A 19072-nucleotide genomic window follows, 5' to 3' on the forward strand; every position below is an offset into this window, starting at 1 on the left:
AATGCTTAAGCATCGCATAACTTAGCCTTGAAATAAAACCTTCAGGCTCCGCCAATGTTGCGCGGCGTGACCGCGTTCACTGTGTACAAGGCCGTGGCCGGAACCTTGCCCGGAATCGGGCCGTAACATTACAGAATTATCTGAAACTGCTGGCGCGCCGACGCCCTGATTGTGGCTATACTCGGCTATCGTCCGTTTTTCAGGAGATCAGGATGCTGAGATTCACCCGTCGCGCGCTGCTGTGCGCCACGCTGGCCGCGTTCCCCGCCGCCGCCGAAACGCCGAAGTTCGGCCCGGAGCTACAGGGCTTTCATTACCCTTACCCGTTGCAACAGTTCAGCTTCACCTCGCAGGGGCAGCCGTTAAAAATGGGCTATATGGACGTGCCGCCGGAAGGCGCCGCCAACGGCCGCACCGCGCTGCTGCTGCACGGTAAAAACTTCTGCGCCGCCACCTGGCAGGACACCATCAAGGCGCTGAGCAAGGCCGGTTACCGCGTCATCGCGCCGGATCAAATCGGCTTTTGCTCCTCCACCAAACCGGCGCATTACCAGTACAGCTTCCAGCAGCTGGCGCAAAACACCCACGGCCTGCTGCAGAACCTGAAAATCAGTAAGGCCATCATCATCGGCCACTCCACCGGCGGCATGCTGGCCACGCGCTACAGCCTGATGTATCCGCAGGCGGTGGAGCAATTGGTCATGGTCAACCCGATCGGCCTCGAGGACTGGAAGGCCAAAGGCGTGCCGTGGCGCAGCGTCGATCAATGGTTCGCGCGCGAGCTGAACACCACCGCCGAGGGTATCCGCAACTATGAGCAGCGCACCTACTACGGCGGCCGCTGGAAGCCGGAGTACGATCGCTGGGTGGATATGCTGGCCGGGCTGAACAACGGGCCGGGCCATCGCCTGGTGGCGTGGAACTCGGCGTTGATCTACGACATGATCTTCACCCAGCCGGTGTACTACGAGTTCAAGGATCTGCAAACCCCCACTACGCTGATGATCGGCACCGCCGACACCACCGCCATCGGCAGCGATATCGCCCCGCCGGCGGTCAAGGCCAGGATCGGCCACTATGCGGAGCTGGGCAAACAGGCGGCGAAGCTGATCCCGCACGCCACGCTGATCGAGTTCGCCGGGCTGGGCCACGCGCCGCAAATGGAGGAACCGGAGCGTTTCCATCAGGCGTTGCTCAAGGCGCTGCAGCCCTGAGCGGCCGGTTGGCGCAGCCGCCGCGCGGCGGCTAAACTTTCAGCTGGCACTCAACGGCAGGAGACAGCCATGCGACAGATTATTGCCAGCGCCTTCGTCAGCCTCGATGGCGTGATGCAGGCGCCCGGCGGGCAGGACGAAGACCGCAGCGGCGGCTTTCGCTTCGGCGGCTGGACAGCCCCCTACTGGGATGACGCCATTGCGGAAACGATGGGCGATCTTTTCTCTGCGCCGTTCGATCTGCTGCTGGGGCGGCGCACCTACGACATTTTCGCCGGCTACTGGCCGCAGATCACCGACGAGGCCGACCCGTTATCCGCCGATATCGCCCGCGTGTTCAATCAGGCCACCAAGTACGTCGCCACCCACCACGGCGAGACGCTGGCGTGGCAGAACAGCCAGTGGCTGGGGCGGGACATCCTCGCCCGGCTGCGCGAGCTGAAACGCGCGCAGGGGCCGGTGCTGCTGGTGCAGGGCAGCAGCACGCTGATGCAACAGCTGCTGGCCAACGATCTGGTGGACGAACTGCGCCTGCTCACCTACCCGGTGCTGCTCGGCGGCGGCAAACGGCTGTTCGATGACAACGCGGCGCCGGCGGCCTTCACGCTGGCCCAATCGGTGGTCTCGCCCGGCGGCGTGATCGTGGCCCACTACCGCCGCGCCGGCGCGGTGGCAACCGGCTCCTTCGTAGCGGAAAGCGCCGCGGTAGCCCAGCCGTAAAAAAAGGGCCGTTCGGCCCTTTTCTCTTTCCCCTGCATCGCCCTCAGGCAAACAGAATATCGCTCTGCTCCACCTGCCCGACCACATGGATCTTGAAGTCGGCGGCATAGCTGTTGCTTTGGGTGTTCATCAACAGATCGGTGGTGCCGTTGAAGGCGTCGAAGTTGAGCTGGATCTCGCCTTTCTGGCCGCTGAAGGCGCTGCCGCTGTCGATAAAGCGCAGCTCGCTCAGGCTGTTGTTGAAGCGCAGGCCGGAGAGATCGATCTTGTCGATGCCGTGCTCGAAGTCTTCAATCACGTCGAACGCCGCCACCGTGGACTCTTTGGCATTGAGATAGACGAAATAGTCGGTGAAGTTGTTGGCATCTTTGCCGCCCCACAGATGATCCGCCCCCAGGCCGCCGTACAGGATGTCGGAGCCGGCGTTGCCCGCCAGCAGGTTGTCCTGATCGTTGCCGATGATCACATCGCGCCCGCTGCCGCCGATGGCGTTCTCGATGATCGCCCCGCGCGCGATGGCGACGTTCTGCGTGCCGCCGCCGACGCTGGAGAACGCGCCGTCGTTCAGGTTGATCATCTGCTGCTGGCTGTAGCCGGAGAAGTCCAGCGTGTCGTTGCCGCCGGCGTCCCACACCGCGAAGTTGACCGGTTTGCCGTTGTCCGCCGTGGCGGTCAGGAAATCGCGCCCGGTGTTGGAGTTAAAGCCGTACACCGTGTCGCCGGTGCGGGTGTTCATGTTGGCGCCGTACAATTTCTGGATCGCGGCGATGTCATCCACCATCGGGCCATAGCCATACACCCCTTTGGTGTCGGCGCCGGTGTAGCCGGCGTTGAAATAGCTCATGATCGAGTATTGCAGCGAATCCTGATAGTAAGCCGCGTCGTTCTGGTAGCTCGGGTTGCCCAACGAGGCGTCATAAGATCCCGGATGCGCCAGCCCCAGGGCATGCCCCAGCTCGTGGGTGAAGGTCTGGCTGCTGAAATCGCCGCTAACCGGCGCCTGATGGGTGGCGAAGTTCTTGTTGAACCACACCGTGCCGGCAAAGGCGTTATCACTGCCCGGTTTGGAGCTCGGCGGGTAATAGGCGTAAGCATTAATGGCATTCGGGCCGCTGCCGGCTGCGGTGCTGCCGTCGGCGCGCTGGGTGAAGTAGGCGAAGGTGATGTCCGCGCGATGATTGATATCGGTGGACGCCGTTTCGGTAAAGGTCACGTTCGCCACGTCGGCCCAGGCCTGCATCGATTTCAGCGCCTGCGCCTGCGCCGCCTGGGTCAGCGGCTGCAGCCCCTTGTCGCCGTCGCCGGTCTGGCCGATGCGGTTCAGCGCGCTCTGCGTCAGGAAGGAATAGGTCAGCGCCACCGGCTGGTGATACACCTGATCGCCGTTGTGCGTCAGGCCCGGCCGCGTCAGCTGATCGGCGGCGCGATCGAAGCTGAAGTTATCGCGGATTTTACCCAGGTTGTTGATGGCTGCCCCGCCGCGCTGGTTACTGTACAGGTTGGCGTTGTCCAGCGTAAACAGCGCGCCATAACCCAAGCCGTCATAGGGGCTGCCGGGCTGGTGATAGTAAAATTGATAGTTATGATCGTTGGGGGATGTGGCGGCCAGGCTGGTGAACTCATCATCATCTTGCAAAATGTCATTGTGGCTACGGCGCATTGCATTCTCCTTTTACACAATAGGAACCCACTCGCTTTGTAAGACTATTCATCAGTCGTTCTAATCTAAGCCAAGGCTTAGGAATGACCAGTATAGTGACTCACCCCGGCGGCGCGAGCCCGCCCCGCCTGGCTTCACCGTGCCGGGCATTGAGATGGAGATACTCGTAACAATTTGTATTCTCACTATATTAATGAGAAAAATAAGTGCATTAACGGGTTAATCATTCGTCTTTTTGCGCATTTTATCGCCGGTTAGATCAGAATAATCGAGGATTAAAAAACCTAATCCTTCCCTCATCATCACGGGGGTACGTGCTAAAGTGTGAACGGACAGCCGAAAGGAGTGACCCGATGCCAACCTTTTTTCTTATGCGCGCCTTGCGCCGCGCCAGCCTGACGGGAGTCGTTATGAGCGTATTGTGCAGCAGTGCCCTGGGCAGTTCACTGCCGTTGCTGGAACCCGCCGCGCTGAAGGGCGACTGGCAGCTCGCCGCCATCGGCGACGGTAAAGCCGTCTGCGAGGTGCAGCTGAGCGACGAAGCGGTGGCCAACACCAACGCCTTCCGCTTCAGCGCCTCCGCCCAGTGCCTGCAGCCGCTGGCGCTGCAAACGTTGCCGGTCGCCTGGCGGCCGACGCCGGACGGCATGACGCTGACCGACGCCGAAGGCGGCATGGTGGCGTTTCTGGCCCTGACCGCGCCGAAGCGCTATGAGCTGATCGATCGCAACGGCCCTTCACGCTTTATGCTGATCCCGCGCTAATCCCTCAGGCGAACAGCAACCCGAGCAGCGCGCCGCCCGCCAGCACCCACAGCGGATGGAGGCGCTTGCTCATGCTCAATCCCGTCGCCAGCGCCACGATCGCCGCCAGCCGCCAGCTGGGCGCAGAAGCCTCGGCGATCAAGATGCCGCTGGCCGCCACCAGCCCCACGGTCAGCGGCACCAGCCCGGCCTGCACGATGCGGCGCCACGGGCGATCCTTAAAGCGCCGCCAGGCGCCCATCACCAGCAGCGTAACGATGGAAGACGGCCCGAACTTGGCGACCGAAGAAACCAGCAGCCCCGCCCATCCGGCCACGTGCCAGCCGACCAGCGGCACGATCATCATGTTCGGCCCCGGCGCGGCCTGCGCCATGGCGAACAGCGCGCTGAACTCCTGGGCGCTCATCCACCGATGCACCTCCACCACCTGCCGCTGCATCTCCGGCAGAATGGTCATGCCGCCGCCAAACGCCAGCAGCGAGAGCTCGGTAAAGATCAGCGCCAGCGCAATTAAAACCCCGCTCATGACGGCAACCGCCACATCAGCAGAATGCTCAGCGGCGCCAGCACCAGCATGGTCGGCAGCAGCGGCAGGCGCAGCCAGGCGATGGCGATCAAGGCCAGCGCGACGATCGCCAGCGCCGGCCATTTACCGCGCAGCGGCAGCAGCATCTTGATCCCGGTCGAGAGCAGCAGCCCGGCGGCGGCGGCGGCCAGCCCGGCGAACACATGTTGCACGTGCGGATCGTTTTGGAAGCGGGCGTAGACCACGCCCAGCCCCACCACGATCGCCGTCGGCGCGCTAATGAGGCCCAGCAAGGCGCACAGCGCGCCGCGCAGCCCGCGAAACTCCATCCCCACCGCCACCGACAGGTTGATGACGTTGCCGCCGGGCAGAAACTGGCACAGCCCGAGCAGCTCGGTGAACTGTTCACCGCTCAGCCAGCGCCGGCGCTCCACCAACATGCTGCGCGCCAGCGGCAGCACGCCGCCGAAGCCGATCAGCCCCAGCCACAGAAAGCCCACAAACAGCTCCGCGTTGCCCGGCGCTGCCGCCGGGTGCGGTTTTAACGTATTGATATCTGACATGACATTGCCGTTCCACATCGCTTGTTTTGATGTCTGGTATCATGCGCGCCGCCGTGCCATGATGTCTAATGCATTCCTAAACAACTAAAGATACCTTTGAGGTATGCCAATGATCGAACTGCGTCGCCTGCGGGCGTTCGTCACCGTGGTGGAAGAAGGCAACATCACCCGCGCCGCCGAGCGGCTGTTTATCCAGCAGCCGCCGCTGACCCGCCTGCTGCAGGGGCTGGAAGACGAACTGGGCGTAACCTTGTTGCAGCGCCTGCCGCGCGGCGTGCGCGTCACCGAAGCGGGCGGCGTGCTGTTCGAAGAGGCCCGCGCCCTGCTGGCGCGCGCCGAACGCCTGCGCGAAGCGGTGCAGCGCGCCGCCCGCGGCGAGCAAGGGCACATCGCCATCGGCTTCACCAGTTCCGCCGCGCTGCACCCGTTCGTGCCCAACCTGCTGCGCCGCTACCGCGACATCCAGCCGGGCATCACTACCCAGCTGGAAGAAGCCGGCAGCGGCGAACTGATGGAGGCGTTGCTGGAACAGCGCCTCGACGCCGCCTTCGTGCGCTCGCCGGCCAACGGCATTCCCGGCCTGAGCGTGGAGCCGGTGCTCAGCGAGCCGATGATCGTCGCCCTGCCGCTGGGCCACCGGCTGGCGCATGAGACGCAGCAACCGCTGCCGCTGGCCGAACTGGCCCACGAAGCGTTTATTCTCTATCGCCGCCCGGCCGGCCAGGGGCTGTACGACGCCATCCTGGCCGCCTGCCACCGCGCCGGCTTCAGCCCGCGCATCGTGCAGGAAGCGCCGCGCCTGCCGGCCACCCTCAGCCTGGTCGGCGCAGGCCTGGGGCTGTCAGTGGTGCCCGGCTCGATGCGGCGGCTGGGCGGCGACGGCATCGTCTACCGCACCCTCGCCGAAGAGGCGCAGCTCAGCGCCCCGCTTTACCTGGCGCTGCGCCGCAGCCCGGCTTCGCCGATCGTCGAGCGCTTTCGTCAGCTGGTGTTGGAGACCGTGGCGCAGTCATAAAAAGCCCGAACGGCCAATAATAAATGAAGTTCGTTTATTATTTATTTAAGCCTGTGAGCGGTGAAAATTAATTCCAATCAATGACTATTCAACTTCAGATAAATTAATTAAACCTGCACTCACTTAGTAACAAACGCAAACAAATAAACGCCTACCCAATACATTCCAGCCGCTAGGATTTAAGGGTCGCCGCCTATTTCGCCGATGACAAAACACCTTTCAAGAGCAATTGTGCCTTCCCTGCGCCTGCCTATTCAGACGCGCGGTTTTATATTGGAGAAAATACTATGCTATCGCGTCGTGATATATTGAAAGTCTCCGCCGTCAGCGCGGCCGCCGCCGGCATGATCGGCGGCATCGTAAAAAATGCCGCTGCCGACGATCATCGCAATATCGTCCCCCCCAGCAGCTATCAGCCGCCTGCCGATGCGCAGCATCTCTATAAATACAAATTCACCGACAGCAAGAAACGCAGCCTGCCCAGCGGCTGGGCGCGCGAAGCCACCGTCGAGCAATTCCCGATCTCCGAAGGCGTGGCGGGCGTGGACATGACGCTGGAGCCGGGCGGCGTGCGCGAGCTGCACTGGCACGCCATCGCCGCCGAATGGGCGTTTATGCTGGAAGGCCATGCGCGCATCACCATCCTCGATCCCGAGGGCAAATGCGAAGTGGCGGATTTCGGCCCCGGTGACGTGTGGTATTTCCCGAAAGGCTATGGCCATTCCATTCAGGCGCTGGCGGACGGCGCGCATTTTATTCTGGCGTTCGATAACGGCCATTTCTCCGAGTTCGGCACCTTCAGCATTACCGATTGGGTGGCGCATATGCCGAAAGAGGTATTGGAAAAAAGCGTCAACATGCCGGCGGCGGTATTTTCCAAGGCCAAACAGGGCGAGGCTTATATTGTCGGCGGCGCCGTTCCGCCCACCTTGCCATTGCCGAAAAACGACGGCGGATTAAATAACGCCCCGCTGACCCACCGCTATGAATTAATGAAGCAAAAGCCGTTCTTTGAAAATGACGCCGGCAGCGTCCATTTGGTGTCGTCGAAAGAATTTCCCATTTCCACCACCATGACCGGCATCATCGAGATCGTGAAACCCGGCGCGATCCGGGAATTGCACTGGCACCCCAATGCCAACGAATGGCAATACTATATTGCCGGCAAAGGCCGCATGACGGTGTTCAGCTCACACGGCCACGCGCAGACGGAAGAGTACGCCCCTTCGGACGTCGGTTACGTGCCGCAGGGCTTCGGCCATTACATCGAGAACATCGGCGATGAGGATTTGAAGGTATTGATCGTGATGGACAACGGCATTTATCAGGATATTTCGCTGTCCGACTGGCTGGCGAAAACCCCGGCCTACCTGCTGGCGGACAACTTCAATAATCAGATTGAGGACTGGCAGGATAGACCGAAAGACAAACGGGTGATGTCGCGCCGCAGCCGCTGACGCCACGGCGAGGGAGAAGCTCCCTCGCCGCTTTTCTTTACTGCTTGCGCTGCTCCGCCACCTGTTTGGCGGTGACTTTGCCCTGCTTATCGCCGAAGTGGCCGACTACGAAGTTGGCGACCGCCGCCACTTCCTCGTCGGAATAGGCGCTGCCGAACGCCGGCATCATTTCATGCCGTTCGCCGATGCTGATGCTCGTTCCCTTCAGGATGGCCTGCACCACGCTGCGCCCCTGCGGATCGTTCACCGCCGTGCTGCCCACCAGCGACGCATACTCGCTCTGGCGGCCCGGCCCGTTCCACTGGTGGCAGCCGCTGCAGTCGTTGGCGAACACCCGCCGCCCGAGCGACTGCTCTTGCCCGCCCGGCAGGATCGGGGTGGAAGCCCCCGCGCCCTTCGGCTGCAGATTTACCGCCGCAGCGGCGTCGCCGGCGATCGGTTCGATATCGCGCAGGTATTTCACCAGCGCCAGATTATCTTCCGGCGTCAGGAACTGCAGGCTGTTTTCCACCGCTTCTGCCATCGGGCCGGCGGCGCTGCTGCGCCCCGGCGCATGGCCGGTGGCCAGATATTGCGACAGCTGCTGGTCGCTCCAGCCGCCGATGCCGCTCTGTTTGTCCGGCGTGATGTTGGCGGCGAACCAGCCCTGCACCACTTCACCGCTCAGGTGCTTGCTCTGGTTGAGGCCGAACCCCAGATTGCGCGGCGTGTGGCACTCGCCGCAGTGGCCCAGCGCGGTCGCCAGATAGGCGCCGCGGTTCCACTGCTCGTCCTTGTTGAGATCCGGCGTAAAGCGTTGCTCATGGAAGAACGCCAGGTTCCAGAATTTCATGCCCCAACGCTGGTTGAACGGGAACGACAGATCGTTTTGCGGGTTGGCCTGCTTCACCGGCGGCAGGCTGAACAGATAGGCTTTGATCGCCAGCACGTCGTCGCGGCTCAGCCCGGTGTAGGAGGTGTACGGCATCGCCGGATACAGGTTGCCCTGCGGGCCGATGCCCTCACGCACCGCGCGCACGAACTGATCGTCGCTCCAGTTGCCGATGCCGGTCTCCTTGTCGGCGGTGATGTTGGTGCCGTAAATGGTGCCGAACGGCAGTTTGAAGGCGAAGCCGCCCGCATAAGGCGTGCCGCCCGGCGCGGTGTGGCACGCCACGCAGTCGGCGGCGCGCGCCAGGTACTCGCCGCGCGCCAGTTTATCGGTGATGCCGGCCGGCGCTCCGGCGATCGGCGCCGCAGGCTCCGCGCCGGTGGGCCGCAGCAGCGTGTACAGCGCATATCCTCCCGCCAACACCACCACGGCGATAATCAGCCATAACAGCCCTTTCAAGGCGTTGCTCATCGCATCTCTCCCTAACCCAACGCCTTGGCGGCCTGGTGGATGGCGGCGCGAATACGCACATAGGTGGCGCAGCGGCAGACGTTGCCGCCCATCGCCGCGTCGATGTCCGCATCGCTCGGATTTTTACTTTGCGCCAGCAGCGCGCTGGCGCTCATGATCTGGCCGGACTGGCAGTAGCCGCACTGCACCACGTCCAGATCAAGCCAGGCCTCCTGCACCGCCTTGCCTTCCGGCGTGGCGCCCACGGCTTCGATGGTGGTGATTTTTTTGCCGACGGCGGCCGAAATCGGCGTCATGCACGACCGCACCGGCACCCCGTCAAGATGCACGGTGCAGGCGCCGCACATGGCGATGCCGCAGCCGAACTTGGTGCCGGTCAGGCCGGCTTCGTCACGCAAGAACCACAGCAGCGGCATGTGCGGATCGCCCTCGAAGGTCAGCGGCTGCTCGTTTACGGTTAATTGAATCATCAGGTTCTCTCCTTGTCAGACGCCGGGTTCGCGGTGGGATTATGCAGCGGCAGGCTCAGCGAGGTGCGCGGCCGCCCGAGCAGCGCCAGCGCATTGCCGACCGCCGGGGCGATGGTCGGCACCCCCAGCTCGCCCACGCCGGTCGGTTTCTCGCTCGAGGGCACGATGATCACTTCGATCTCCGGCATCTCATCGATGCGCAGCGGGCGGAAGTTATTGAAGTTGGACTGTTCGACCACGCCGTCTTTCAGCGTGATATTGCCGTACAGCGCCATGCTCAGGCCGTAGCCGATGCCGCCCTCGATCTGCGCGCGGATCACGTCGGGGTTCACCGCCACGCCGCAGTCCACCGCGCACCACACCTTGTGCACTTTCGGGATGCCGCCTTCGCCGATCGACACCTCGGCCACCTGCGCCACATAGGTATCGAACGCCTTGGCGACGCCCACGCCGCGCGCGCGCCCGTCCACCACTTTCGCGCCCTGCCAGTCAGCGGCTTTCGCTACCGCCCGCAGCGCGCCCGCCGCGCGCGGCGCGTCGCCCATCAGCGCCAGCCGCCCTTCGACCGGATCCTGGCCGGTTTCCTGCAGCAGTTGATCGATAAAGCTCTCCACCGCGTGGCCGGTGTGGGTGCTGGCGACCGACCGCAGCGAGGTAGTCGGCACCTTGCCGGGCACGATGTGCGCATCGCAGCGGAAGGCTTCGAAGGTGTATGACACTTCGCTGGCGCCCTCGACCATCATCTGATCGAGTCCGTTGACCACCAGCGCATCCATCGCGCTGTGGCGCGTCCAGGAGTGGCCGACCACGGTATCGGTCCAGCCCACCACCTTGCCGCCGCGAATGGCGCCGCGCAGGCGGTGCAGGATCATCGGGCGATACCAGCCGTTGCGGATGTCGTCCTCGCGCGTCCATACCACCTTCACGCCGTGGCCGGGGCCGATACCCTTGGCCGCCGCCGCCATGTCGGCCGCCAGATCCGGCCCCAGCGTCGGGTTGCCTAAATCGATGCGCCGGCCGAAGCTGCCGCCCGCCAGAATGGTTTCAATCTGCACCTTGTCCGGCGGCAACTCGAACAGATCGCACAGCTGCTTGTGATCGAGCGTTTGAATTTGGCAGCCGTAGCGCGCCTTGACGCTCTCGCCGTCCCAGAACAGATAGCCGTCCAGCGGCTCCATCGGCGCGTGGGCGACGTACGGGAAGGTGTATTCGGCCTCGATCACCTTGTCGGCCTTGTCGAACACCTCGTCCGGCTTGCCGTGGCTCTTCGCCACCACGCCGGTTTTCTGCGCGACCTGGCGGAATTCGGCGTAGATCTCCTCGGTGTTGCGCCGTTCGGCCTGCGCATCGTCCCACGTCACCTTCAGCCGCTCCCGCCCCTGGATCGCCGCCCAGGTATTTTTGGCGTAAACCGCCACGCCGGTGGCGATTTGCTTCACCGCTACCACCCCCGGCACCGCCAGCGCCCGTTCGGCGTCGAAGGCCGCCACCTTACCGCCGAAACGCGGCGGTTTCTTGATGGTGACGGTCAGCATGTCCGGCTCATGGATATCCTGCGAGAACTGCGCGCTGCCGTTGGTTTTCGCCAGCGAATCGACGCGATGCAGGCCGCGCGTTTTGCCGATCAGGGTGAAATTAGCCGGATCCTTCAGCGTCAGGCTGGCGGGATCGGGCGGCGGCAGCGTGGCGGCCAGCGCGGCGAATTCGCCGAAGCCCGCTTCGCGTCCGCTGGCGGCATGGCGAATCCTGCCCGCCTGCACGGTGATTTCCTGCGCCGAGGTTTTCCAGCTCTGCGCGGCGGCCTGCACCAGCAGCGCACGCGCCATGGCGCCCATGCGGCGCATTTGCTCATAGGCATTGGCCACCGAGCTGGAACCGCCGGTGCCCTGGAATCCGAAGGCCAGGTTTTTGTAGATATGGGTGTCCACCGGTGCGGCGACGACCCGCACCTGCGCCCAGTCGGCATCGAGCTCTTCGGCAACCAGCGTCGCCATGCCGGTATAGACCCCCTGGCCCACTTCGGTGTGTTTACTGATGACGGTGACGACGCCGTCGGCGCCGATCTGAACGAAGGCGTTGGCGTCAAACGCCGCCGCGCCGGAGGCGGCCGGGGCATTCGACCGCGCCAGCGCGCCGGTGGACGGCAGATAGGCGCCGATCACCAACGCCCCGGCGCCGACGATAAACCGCCGCCGCGAAAGCGGAACTTGGGATATGCTCATTGCTCATGACTCCAAAAAAGCCGAAGGCGTCACTGCCTTCGGCGAAACAAATCTTGTTATGGGAATGGGTTGTTGCGCCCGTCGGGTGACATAGCGCAACAGAGCAATAATTAGCGTAGCCTATTATCCAGCAGGCCTAATCTTGATAAGGGATTTTTTCGTTGAGGAATCGTGCGCTGCGGGCGGCTAGCCCGCACATCGTGCATCAATTCTGCGTCGTCGCCAGATACGAAAAGACGCTGAGCAGGCGGATTGGCGCCGCCATGTTGTCGCTGTCGAAGGCCACGGTGAGCGCGTCCTGGCGCTCCACGCCGGGCACCAGGCTGAACAGATCCGCCAATACCGGTTTGGCCGCCATCAGTGTCAGCCGGTAAGGCGGCATGAAGCGGCGCTCCACCGGCAGCTTCCCGCCCTGGCGCACCTGCTGCATTGCCCGTTCGCGGATCTCGGCGCGCGCCCGCTGCGGGCTGAGCGATTCGGCGGCGGTTTGCGAGATCGCACGCTTGACGCAGGCATAGCCGACGTGCGGGTAACGTTCCGCTACCCAGCGTTGCAGCTCGTCGTCGCCGCTCACCAGCCACAGCGGCACGTTCAACTCGGCCGCCGCCGCCGCGTACAGATCGCTTTCGCCCACCGCTTCGCCGTTCAGGCTGACGCGGTAAAAGGCCCGGCCGTTGATGGTATGCGCCAGCACGCCATGCTCGCCGGCGGCGCTGTGGTAGCCGATGAACATCAGGCCGTCGTAACGTTGGTGTTGCAGCCCTTCCACCATCGACAGCCCACGCGGTTTACCCTGCACCAGGCGCGCGCGCCCATCGAGGCGATCGGCGCGCAGATTCTGCATCATGGCGTGGCTGTCGGCCACCGTCACCGCGGTGGCCCCGCCGGCGAAAGCGCCGTCGATGGCCGCGTTGACCTCCTGCTCCATCAGCTCGCGCGCCGCCGCATAGTCGGCATGGGCCGGGTTGCATTGCTCCGGCCGCATTACGCCGGCGATACCTTCGATATCCGCAGAGATAAAGACTTTCACGTCACGCTCCCGTTATTTAATTTTCCGCCAGCCGATCGAGCAGCGGGCCCAGCGCCATGCGATCGTGCCGCTGGAAACCGCTGACGCCCTCGGCGCTCAGCAACGCATCCAACACCGCGTATTCGGTGGCGTCCGCCGCCGCCGCAAACAGCGGCTCCAGCCGTTCGTCCGGCAGCGTCGCCCCCAGCAACCGGGTGGAAAACGCCAGCGCGATATCGCCGGAGCCGTGCCCCCAATGGCTGCCCACTCGCCCCAGGCCCGCGCCCGCGCGGCGGGCGATGCGGTTCAGCTGGCGGCTGTCCAGCGCCCGATCGCAGGCGATGATGATAATGACCGAACCGGCGTCCACCTGCGGCGGCGGATCCGCCAGCAGCCTGCCCAGCGCCTGGCCAACGCGCACGCCGCTCAGCGTCAACGAGTCGAGGGTGCCGAAGTTGGCCAGCACCAGCACGCCGAGCGTGGTGCCAAGCCCCGGGCAATAGCGCGAGGCGGTGCCGATGCCGCCTTTCAGGCCGAAGCTGCTCATGCCGCGCCCGGCGCCGACGCTGCCGCGCGCAAAGCGGGTGGAATGGTTATCCAGCGCGCTGAAGACGTGCTCCTCGCGCACCGCCATCGCCTGAATATCGTTGAGGTAGCCGTCGTTGCACTCCAGCACCAGCGGGTTGATGGTGGCGCTGCCGCGGCCGATCTGCGGGTAGCGCAGACAGCTGCGCCGCACCATGGCATTGAACAGCGTGCCGACGGCGAAAGTGTTGCTCAGCAGGATCGGCGTTTGCAGCACCCCCAGCTCGTTCAGCTGCACCAGCCCCAGCGGTTTGGCGAAGCCGTTGAGCACCGCGCTGCCGCACGGCAACGGCTGGTTGAACAGATCGCCCGGCGGCACGATGGCGGTAACGCCGGTCTGGCATTCGCCGTCGGCCAAGGTGTGATGCCCGACGCTGACGCCCGGCACGTCGCACAGGGTGTCGGTCGGGCCGGCCGGATAGCGCGCGCCCGGCAGGCGGCGATGGCGCCGCCAATAGCTCAGCAGATTGTCGAGGCTTTGTTGTTCAAACGCCTGGCTGTCCGTCATGGTTCCCTCATCCGCCTTAGCCCATCAGAAAACCAGAATATCGCGCAATGTAAGCGCCCAGTAAATTGAAAACCGGAGCGGGCAGAAAAAATAGCCTTGCTCCGTCGCCGTTCAGACCAACTCGCCGGCATGTGGGGGACCATTTTGGCGGCCCGCAGGCCTGAGCTTATTGGGTTTTTAGGGGGCAAACAGGGTTAACGGCCGGTGCCGCTGGTGATACCCCCCCTTATCCAAAATGTATGACCCGATCTGCCGACGCAATGGTCGTTTCACGGTGGGCAATGATCACCTTCGTGATATTGAGTCTCTTGATGGCCTGATTCACCACAGCTTCGCTCTCCTTATCCAGTGCGCTGGTGGCCTCATCCAGGAACAAAATCGCCGGCTTCTTGTAAATCGCCCGGGCAATGAACAGGCGTTGCTTCTGCCCGCCGGACAATCCTTCCCCCAGCTCGCCGATCGGGGTTTCATACCCCATCGGCATACACATGAGCACGTCGTGCAGATAGCTGGCACGGGCACAGGCTTCCATCCAGGCGTCGTCCACCTCGTCCGCGAACCCGCAGATATTTTCCCGGATCGAGCCGGAAAACAGTTTGTCGTCCTGCATCACACAGGCGATCATCTTGTGGTAGTTGTTGATGCCAAGCTGCCGGATATCGACGCCGTTCACCTCAACCCACCCTGAGTCCGGGGGAAACAACCCGCACAGCACCTTCATCAGCGTGGTCTTGCCGGCGCCCGACGGCCCCACGATGGCCACGCTCTCGCCCGGCGCAACACTGATGTCCAAGGCATCGAAGACCGCCGGTGACTGGCTGTCGTAACGATAGCTCAGGGCATGGGTCGTCAATCCCAAAGGTTGCAGGCCCGCCGCGTAAGGAAGGTCCGGTTTACGGTTTTCTCGTGGGTGCAAGGCGATATCGGCGATGCGCTCGTTATGCAGGCTCATCATGCGCAGCTGCAGCAAAAATTCCGTCAGCGACCCGATGCGGTCGGAAAACTGCCCGCGAAAGGCGCCGAACGCCACGAACATGCCGAGGGTCATCTGGTTATCGATCACCAGGCTGGCTCCCAGCCAAAGAATAACGACCTGATCGCAGGCGGCAATGAAGGTGTTGATCCCGCCAAACAGCATGTCCATGCGGGTGACCCGGATACCGGTATTGATAGTGTCGATTTCAAGGTTGAGCCAATGGGCAATGCGACGTTCCGCCATGCCCTGCATCTTGACGGTGGCGATACCGTACAGCGTCTCCATAAAATACGAGCCGGCGCGGGCCTCCCTGACCAGCGCTTCTTCGGACAGTTGGCGATAATAGCCGTAGGTCAGCAGCCGCATCAGCACGTAGATCGCGGTGAACGCAATCACCACCCAGGTCAACCAGCCGCCATACAGCACCATCATCACCAGCACGCCGATCACCATGATGCCGTCCATGATGGCCCCGACAATGCTCGTGGTGAAGGTGCTGCGCAGCGTATCCAGCGAGCCGAAGCGCGACTGAATGTCACCCAGCTTGCGTCGTTCAAAGTAGCCCAGCGGCAGGCGCAACAGGTGGGTAAACAACCCGGATTGCCACTGCACGTTGATGAGCGTCGACATGACCAGCCCGGACCAGGCGCGCACCATGCCGACAGCTGCCCGCAGCAGGATGAACAGCATCAGACCAACGCAGATGAGCGTCAGTAACCCGCGATCGCCGGCGGGAATAGCATGATCCATCACCAGCTGCGTGCCGATGGGCATCACCAGGTTGATGGTTTCGAACACCAGAGACAGGCAAAAGATTTTGCCGAGCGCCCCCTTAAGACCGTGTACGCTGCCAATCAGCGTGCGCAGGTGAATGCGGTGGCGGACGCTGTCGGCGGTGAAGGCGCTGCCGGGCCAGGCCTCAAGCGCCACGCCGGTAAAACTGTGCGACAGTTCCGTCAGGCTGACGGCCCGGCGCCCGCGCGCCGGATCATGCAGCACCGCGCGGTGCCCCTTGATACTGACCAGCACCACGAAATGGTTGAACTCCCAGTGCAAAATACAGGGGAGTTTCAGCGCGCTGAGCTCGTCAATATCAAGTGATAGAGGGCGAGTGGCCAGGCCCAGCTGTTCGGCTATACCGGTTAACCCGGCCAGCGTGGCGCCGCGGGTCGACAGGCTGAACTGCCGACGCAGCGCGATCAGGTCGACGTTTTTGCCGTAGAAACCGCAGATCATCGCCAGACAGGCCAGCCCGCATTCTGACGACTCGGTCTGGTGCACCATCGGAACCCGGTGGCGCAGCCGCAGATCCAGCTGGCTGATCCGCTGTTTGAACGTGGGCTTACTCATTGATCGGCCCCGTCGCGCTGTGTTTCATGTCGTAGAACGGTGACAACATCCACTGATAAATCTGCCTTTTTTCCAAAAACAGGGTGCTTTGCGCTTTCATGCCGTTTTCCAGGCTCAGACGTTTACCGTCATAAGCAATGACCTGTTTTTCCGGAATGACGATCGTCTTGTAGTACGGCACGGCGGCGGTCAGCGCCGCTTTGGGCGCCCCCTGGTAGGTCAGCATTTCCTGCGGTGAGGCCGGGGCTTTGGAGATGACGGATACCGTAGCGGCAAACTGGCCGAATTTCTCCGCCGGAAAGGCGTCATAACGCACATTGACTTTGTCCCGGCGGCGATGTAGGGGATGGCGTCGTTGGGCACCCATAGCACCAGGGCGTAGTGAGCGATATTGTGGGGGATCACTTGCAGCAGACTGTCACCGACGTTGACCATCTGGCCAACCGTGACGCTTAGCGAATCGATGCGGCCGTCGGCCAGCGCGCGAACGATGATCGCCCCGCCGGCATCAATGTTGAGCCGCTCCTTCTGCAGCTCGTGGCGCTGCAGCTCCATCTGGTAAATCTGGTTGTCGAAGTTGGCGGCCTGGATATGGATCTGGCTTTCCAGCGCGGTGATCTGCAGCGCATTCTGTTCGTTCTGGCCGGACAGGCCCAGCAGGTTGTTCTGCTGCTGGTAATACAGCGCCACCTGGTTGGTGAGCTGATCCTTAGTGATCAATCCCTTGGTTTGATAGTGCCGGTAATTCTCCATATTTTCCTTCATGATGCGTATCCCTTCCTGGGCGCGTTTGAGGATGTCGGTTGAACGGGTGAACGCGGCGGTATACTGCGCCTTCTGCTGTTCCAGCATGGTAAGCGAGGCCTGCTTGCTGCTTTCCAGCCGGCTGATGATTTGCGCAATGCGCGCCAGCTGGCCGTCGATATCCCGCTGCTGGTTATCGCTGACTACACCGCTGCGGGTGCTTTTGCTGACGTCAATCTGGTAAATGGGCGCGCCGGCGGCGATCACCTGCCCTTCAGTGACGAATTGTTTGACCACCACCCCCTGGACGGCGGAATAGACGTTGGCGGCCCGGGGATAGGTGCTGATTTCGCCGGTCACGTTGACCCGCCGGGTATAGGTGCCGGCGATTGCGAAGGTGAGAAAAGCAATGAGAAAAAACAGGCAGAGCCCTGCCGTGAGCCAAAAGGGAATACCGGGTAGCAGGATGGCCCGACCACGCCATTTCATTTTCTGATTATCGATCGCTTCCTGGCGAAACATGATCAGCGTCCCTTATTGAAAGCTAATATTCAAATTCACAGGCTATTGCATTGGTAATAAAACAAGCGGAACGTCAGTTAATCTGCATTACAAACCATCCCTTTTTATTTGCGCCACGTGGAATAGGCGCCATCAGGGGTATCTATGGTGTGTTGAAACAATGCAATTCCAAAATCAGGATTTTGCATATATTCCGCAATGCTGGATGGCTCTATCAGACACCCAATATTAAAGGCCTTATAAGCCAACCCCAATAAAACCTCAACAATTAAACCCGGCCCCGTTAAGACCGAGGTAACGCAATAGTTCCTTGTTGTTAACTCGCTCCTCCATGGTAATATCCTGGTCAGATAACACCTTGACCCATCATCAATATAACAGTCAAATATGCAATTGTTTCTTTCTAAAAAGCGGTATCTTTTTTTCATTACTCTAAGAATGATCCTTACCGCCTTGGATTTTTGGTGAGAGGATATGAAGTTATTAAAATAAACACCTTTAAATCTTCTGAGTGATCCTAGCGCCAATAAATTTTTATGAACGTATGTCTCCCCCAATGGCAATATCATATCCAGAGAAAAATCAGTGAGGTCCAGTTCGATAAGCCTTTTTATTTCTTCAAATCCAACAGCATCTAGCCCTAACTCATTTTCATCGCAGCCGATCACGGCTTCAGGCAGCCCCCCTTCTGAATTTATCTTTTTTAAAAAACATACGGTTTTAAACAATAGAAACGAGTCACTCTCGACAATGCCCTCTTTTCTTATATATTCATTTAATTTATGATATATATTGTCAATGTATGGGAGCGTATCAACATCTATATAAGTACCGCCATACTGATAGATAATTAAAAGCCTGACAATGTCACTTGCACTGGCAATGTTATGCCTTAGTATAATCTCATAGTGATAATACCTCATAAAATCATCGAAATCATTGCAAAAAAGCTCCGTTATAGACTTTTTTATAAAACCTCTGTTGCCAAACCATGCGTCTTCAATCGCTTTTGGCGGTCTCTGATAAGGGATTTCATGCTTGGTTAAGAATTCAATAACGAGCTCATCAAAAGAAAAACCTGCCTTTATTTTTGGATATATATATTTGAAGGCATGATTTTTTATTTTTAATTCAGCCTTGTCTTTATTTTTAATTTTTTTGACGCTGACGAAATCGCGTATGGCATTGTTTAGCAAATGGCACAGTGAAGAGTCTTGGTCATACCAAAAGAATATCTGCTTATCTTTGTTTGTTTTTTTCCATATGTCGATATAATGCGTATTTACTTCATTTAAGTCACCAATCCATACAAAATGCAGGATATTTGGAACGGATAACCTTTCTACCTTTGATAAATCAATACCCAATGCCTGATGGCTCATTTAAATCACCACGAAAACTATAGTATGGAAAACTTGAATGATT

At 60.9% G+C, this 19072-nt stretch carries 15 protein-coding genes and 1 pseudogene; 5 read left to right on the forward strand and 11 right to left on the reverse strand.

The annotated features are described in order from the left end of the window. The first annotated feature begins 212 nt into the window (after positions 1 to 212). Together ACJ8HB_RS13500 and ACJ8HB_RS13505 are read left to right on the forward strand one after the other, a co-directional pair. Complete coding sequence (locus tag ACJ8HB_RS13500) at positions 213 to 1214, forward strand: alpha/beta fold hydrolase (RefSeq protein WP_060427816.1); 1002 nt, start codon at positions 213 to 215, stop codon at positions 1212 to 1214. A gap of 69 nt (positions 1215 to 1283) precedes the next feature. Then, positions 1284 to 1934 carry a dihydrofolate reductase family protein gene (locus tag ACJ8HB_RS13505; RefSeq protein ID WP_033655260.1) on the forward strand — a complete coding sequence of 217 codons (651 nt, stop codon included), beginning with the start codon at positions 1284 to 1286 and terminating at the stop codon, positions 1932 to 1934. A 43-nt stretch (positions 1935 to 1977) separates the two neighbouring features. On the opposite strand, the gene ACJ8HB_RS13510 is transcribed toward ACJ8HB_RS13505, so the two are convergent. Continuing rightward, entirely contained in the window at positions 1978 to 3594 is a 1617-nt protein-coding gene (locus ACJ8HB_RS13510) for a serralysin family metalloprotease (RefSeq protein WP_047567582.1), read from the reverse strand. Positions 3595 to 4004: 410 nt separating this feature from the next. On the opposite strand from ACJ8HB_RS13510, the gene ACJ8HB_RS13515 reads away from it, so the two are divergent. Continuing rightward, positions 4005 to 4358 carry an AprI/Inh family metalloprotease inhibitor gene (locus tag ACJ8HB_RS13515; protein WP_033648487.1) on the forward strand — a complete coding sequence of 118 codons (354 nt, stop codon included), beginning with the start codon at positions 4005 to 4007 and terminating at the stop codon, positions 4356 to 4358. Between the two features lie 4 nt (positions 4359 to 4362). On the opposite strand, the gene ACJ8HB_RS13520 is transcribed toward ACJ8HB_RS13515, so the two are convergent. Both ACJ8HB_RS13520 and ACJ8HB_RS13525 read right to left on the reverse strand, forming a co-directional pair. Beyond that, complete coding sequence (locus ACJ8HB_RS13520) at positions 4363 to 4884, reverse strand: chromate transporter (RefSeq protein ID WP_033655286.1); 522 nt, start codon at positions 4882 to 4884, stop codon at positions 4363 to 4365. Next, positions 4881 to 5447 carry a chromate transporter gene (locus ACJ8HB_RS13525; protein WP_047571628.1) on the reverse strand — a complete coding sequence of 189 codons (567 nt, stop codon included), beginning with the start codon at positions 5445 to 5447 and terminating at the stop codon, positions 4881 to 4883. The genes ACJ8HB_RS13520 and ACJ8HB_RS13525 overlap by 4 nt, the downstream gene beginning before the upstream one ends. A 103-nt stretch (positions 5448 to 5550) precedes the next feature. Between ACJ8HB_RS13525 and ACJ8HB_RS13530 the strand changes: the two genes are divergently transcribed. Continuing rightward, positions 5551 to 6462 carry a LysR family transcriptional regulator gene (locus ACJ8HB_RS13530; protein ID WP_047567584.1) on the forward strand — a complete coding sequence of 304 codons (912 nt, stop codon included), beginning with the start codon at positions 5551 to 5553 and terminating at the stop codon, positions 6460 to 6462. Between the two features lie 287 nt (positions 6463 to 6749). Further along, the gene (locus ACJ8HB_RS13535) at positions 6750 to 7919 is read left to right on the forward strand and encodes a cupin domain-containing protein (RefSeq protein ID WP_060430165.1); all 1170 of its coding nucleotides are present in this window, start codon (positions 6750 to 6752) and stop codon (positions 7917 to 7919) included. A 37-nt stretch (positions 7920 to 7956) separates the two neighbouring features. Here the strand turns inward: ACJ8HB_RS13535 and ACJ8HB_RS13540 are convergent, their stop codons facing one another. From ACJ8HB_RS13540 to ACJ8HB_RS13575, 8 genes and pseudogenes are all read right to left on the reverse strand, one after another. Then, the gene (locus ACJ8HB_RS13540; protein ID WP_033655269.1) at positions 7957 to 9261 is read right to left on the reverse strand and encodes a cytochrome c; all 1305 of its coding nucleotides are present in this window, start codon (positions 9259 to 9261) and stop codon (positions 7957 to 7959) included. Between the two features lie 11 nt (positions 9262 to 9272). After that, complete coding sequence (locus tag ACJ8HB_RS13545) at positions 9273 to 9731, reverse strand: (2Fe-2S)-binding protein (protein ID WP_033648257.1); 459 nt, start codon at positions 9729 to 9731, stop codon at positions 9273 to 9275. Further along, positions 9731 to 11953 (reverse strand): xanthine dehydrogenase family protein molybdopterin-binding subunit, encoded by a 2223-nt coding sequence (locus ACJ8HB_RS13550; protein WP_094860146.1) that lies wholly within the window; start codon positions 11951 to 11953, stop codon positions 9731 to 9733. Before ACJ8HB_RS13550 ends, ACJ8HB_RS13545 begins: the two co-directional genes overlap by 1 nt. Positions 11954 to 12158: 205 nt before the next feature. Then, positions 12159 to 12983, reverse strand: a complete 825-nt coding sequence (locus ACJ8HB_RS13555) for a M55 family metallopeptidase (protein ID WP_033648255.1) — start codon at positions 12981 to 12983, stop codon at positions 12159 to 12161. A gap of 16 nt (positions 12984 to 12999) precedes the next feature. Then, positions 13000 to 14055 carry a P1 family peptidase gene (locus ACJ8HB_RS13560; RefSeq protein ID WP_033648254.1) on the reverse strand — a complete coding sequence of 352 codons (1056 nt, stop codon included), beginning with the start codon at positions 14053 to 14055 and terminating at the stop codon, positions 13000 to 13002. A 226-nt stretch (positions 14056 to 14281) separates the two neighbouring features. Next, positions 14282 to 16381 (reverse strand): peptidase domain-containing ABC transporter, encoded by a 2100-nt coding sequence (locus ACJ8HB_RS13565; protein ID WP_094860145.1) that lies wholly within the window; start codon positions 16379 to 16381, stop codon positions 14282 to 14284. After that, a pseudogene (locus ACJ8HB_RS13570) lies at positions 16374 to 17647 on the reverse strand (HlyD family secretion protein). The gene ACJ8HB_RS13565 and the pseudogene ACJ8HB_RS13570 overlap by 8 nt, the downstream one beginning before the upstream one ends. 104 nt (positions 17648 to 17751) lie before the next feature. After that, positions 17752 to 19029, reverse strand: a complete 1278-nt coding sequence (locus ACJ8HB_RS13575) for a TcdA/TcdB catalytic glycosyltransferase domain-containing protein (protein ID WP_094860144.1) — start codon at positions 19027 to 19029, stop codon at positions 17752 to 17754. Positions 19030 to 19072: the final 43 nt, after the last annotated feature.

Source organism: Serratia sp. CY27727, assembly GCF_052169275.1.
In the GTDB taxonomy this organism is placed as follows: domain Bacteria; phylum Pseudomonadota; class Gammaproteobacteria; order Enterobacterales; family Enterobacteriaceae; genus Serratia; species Serratia sarumanii.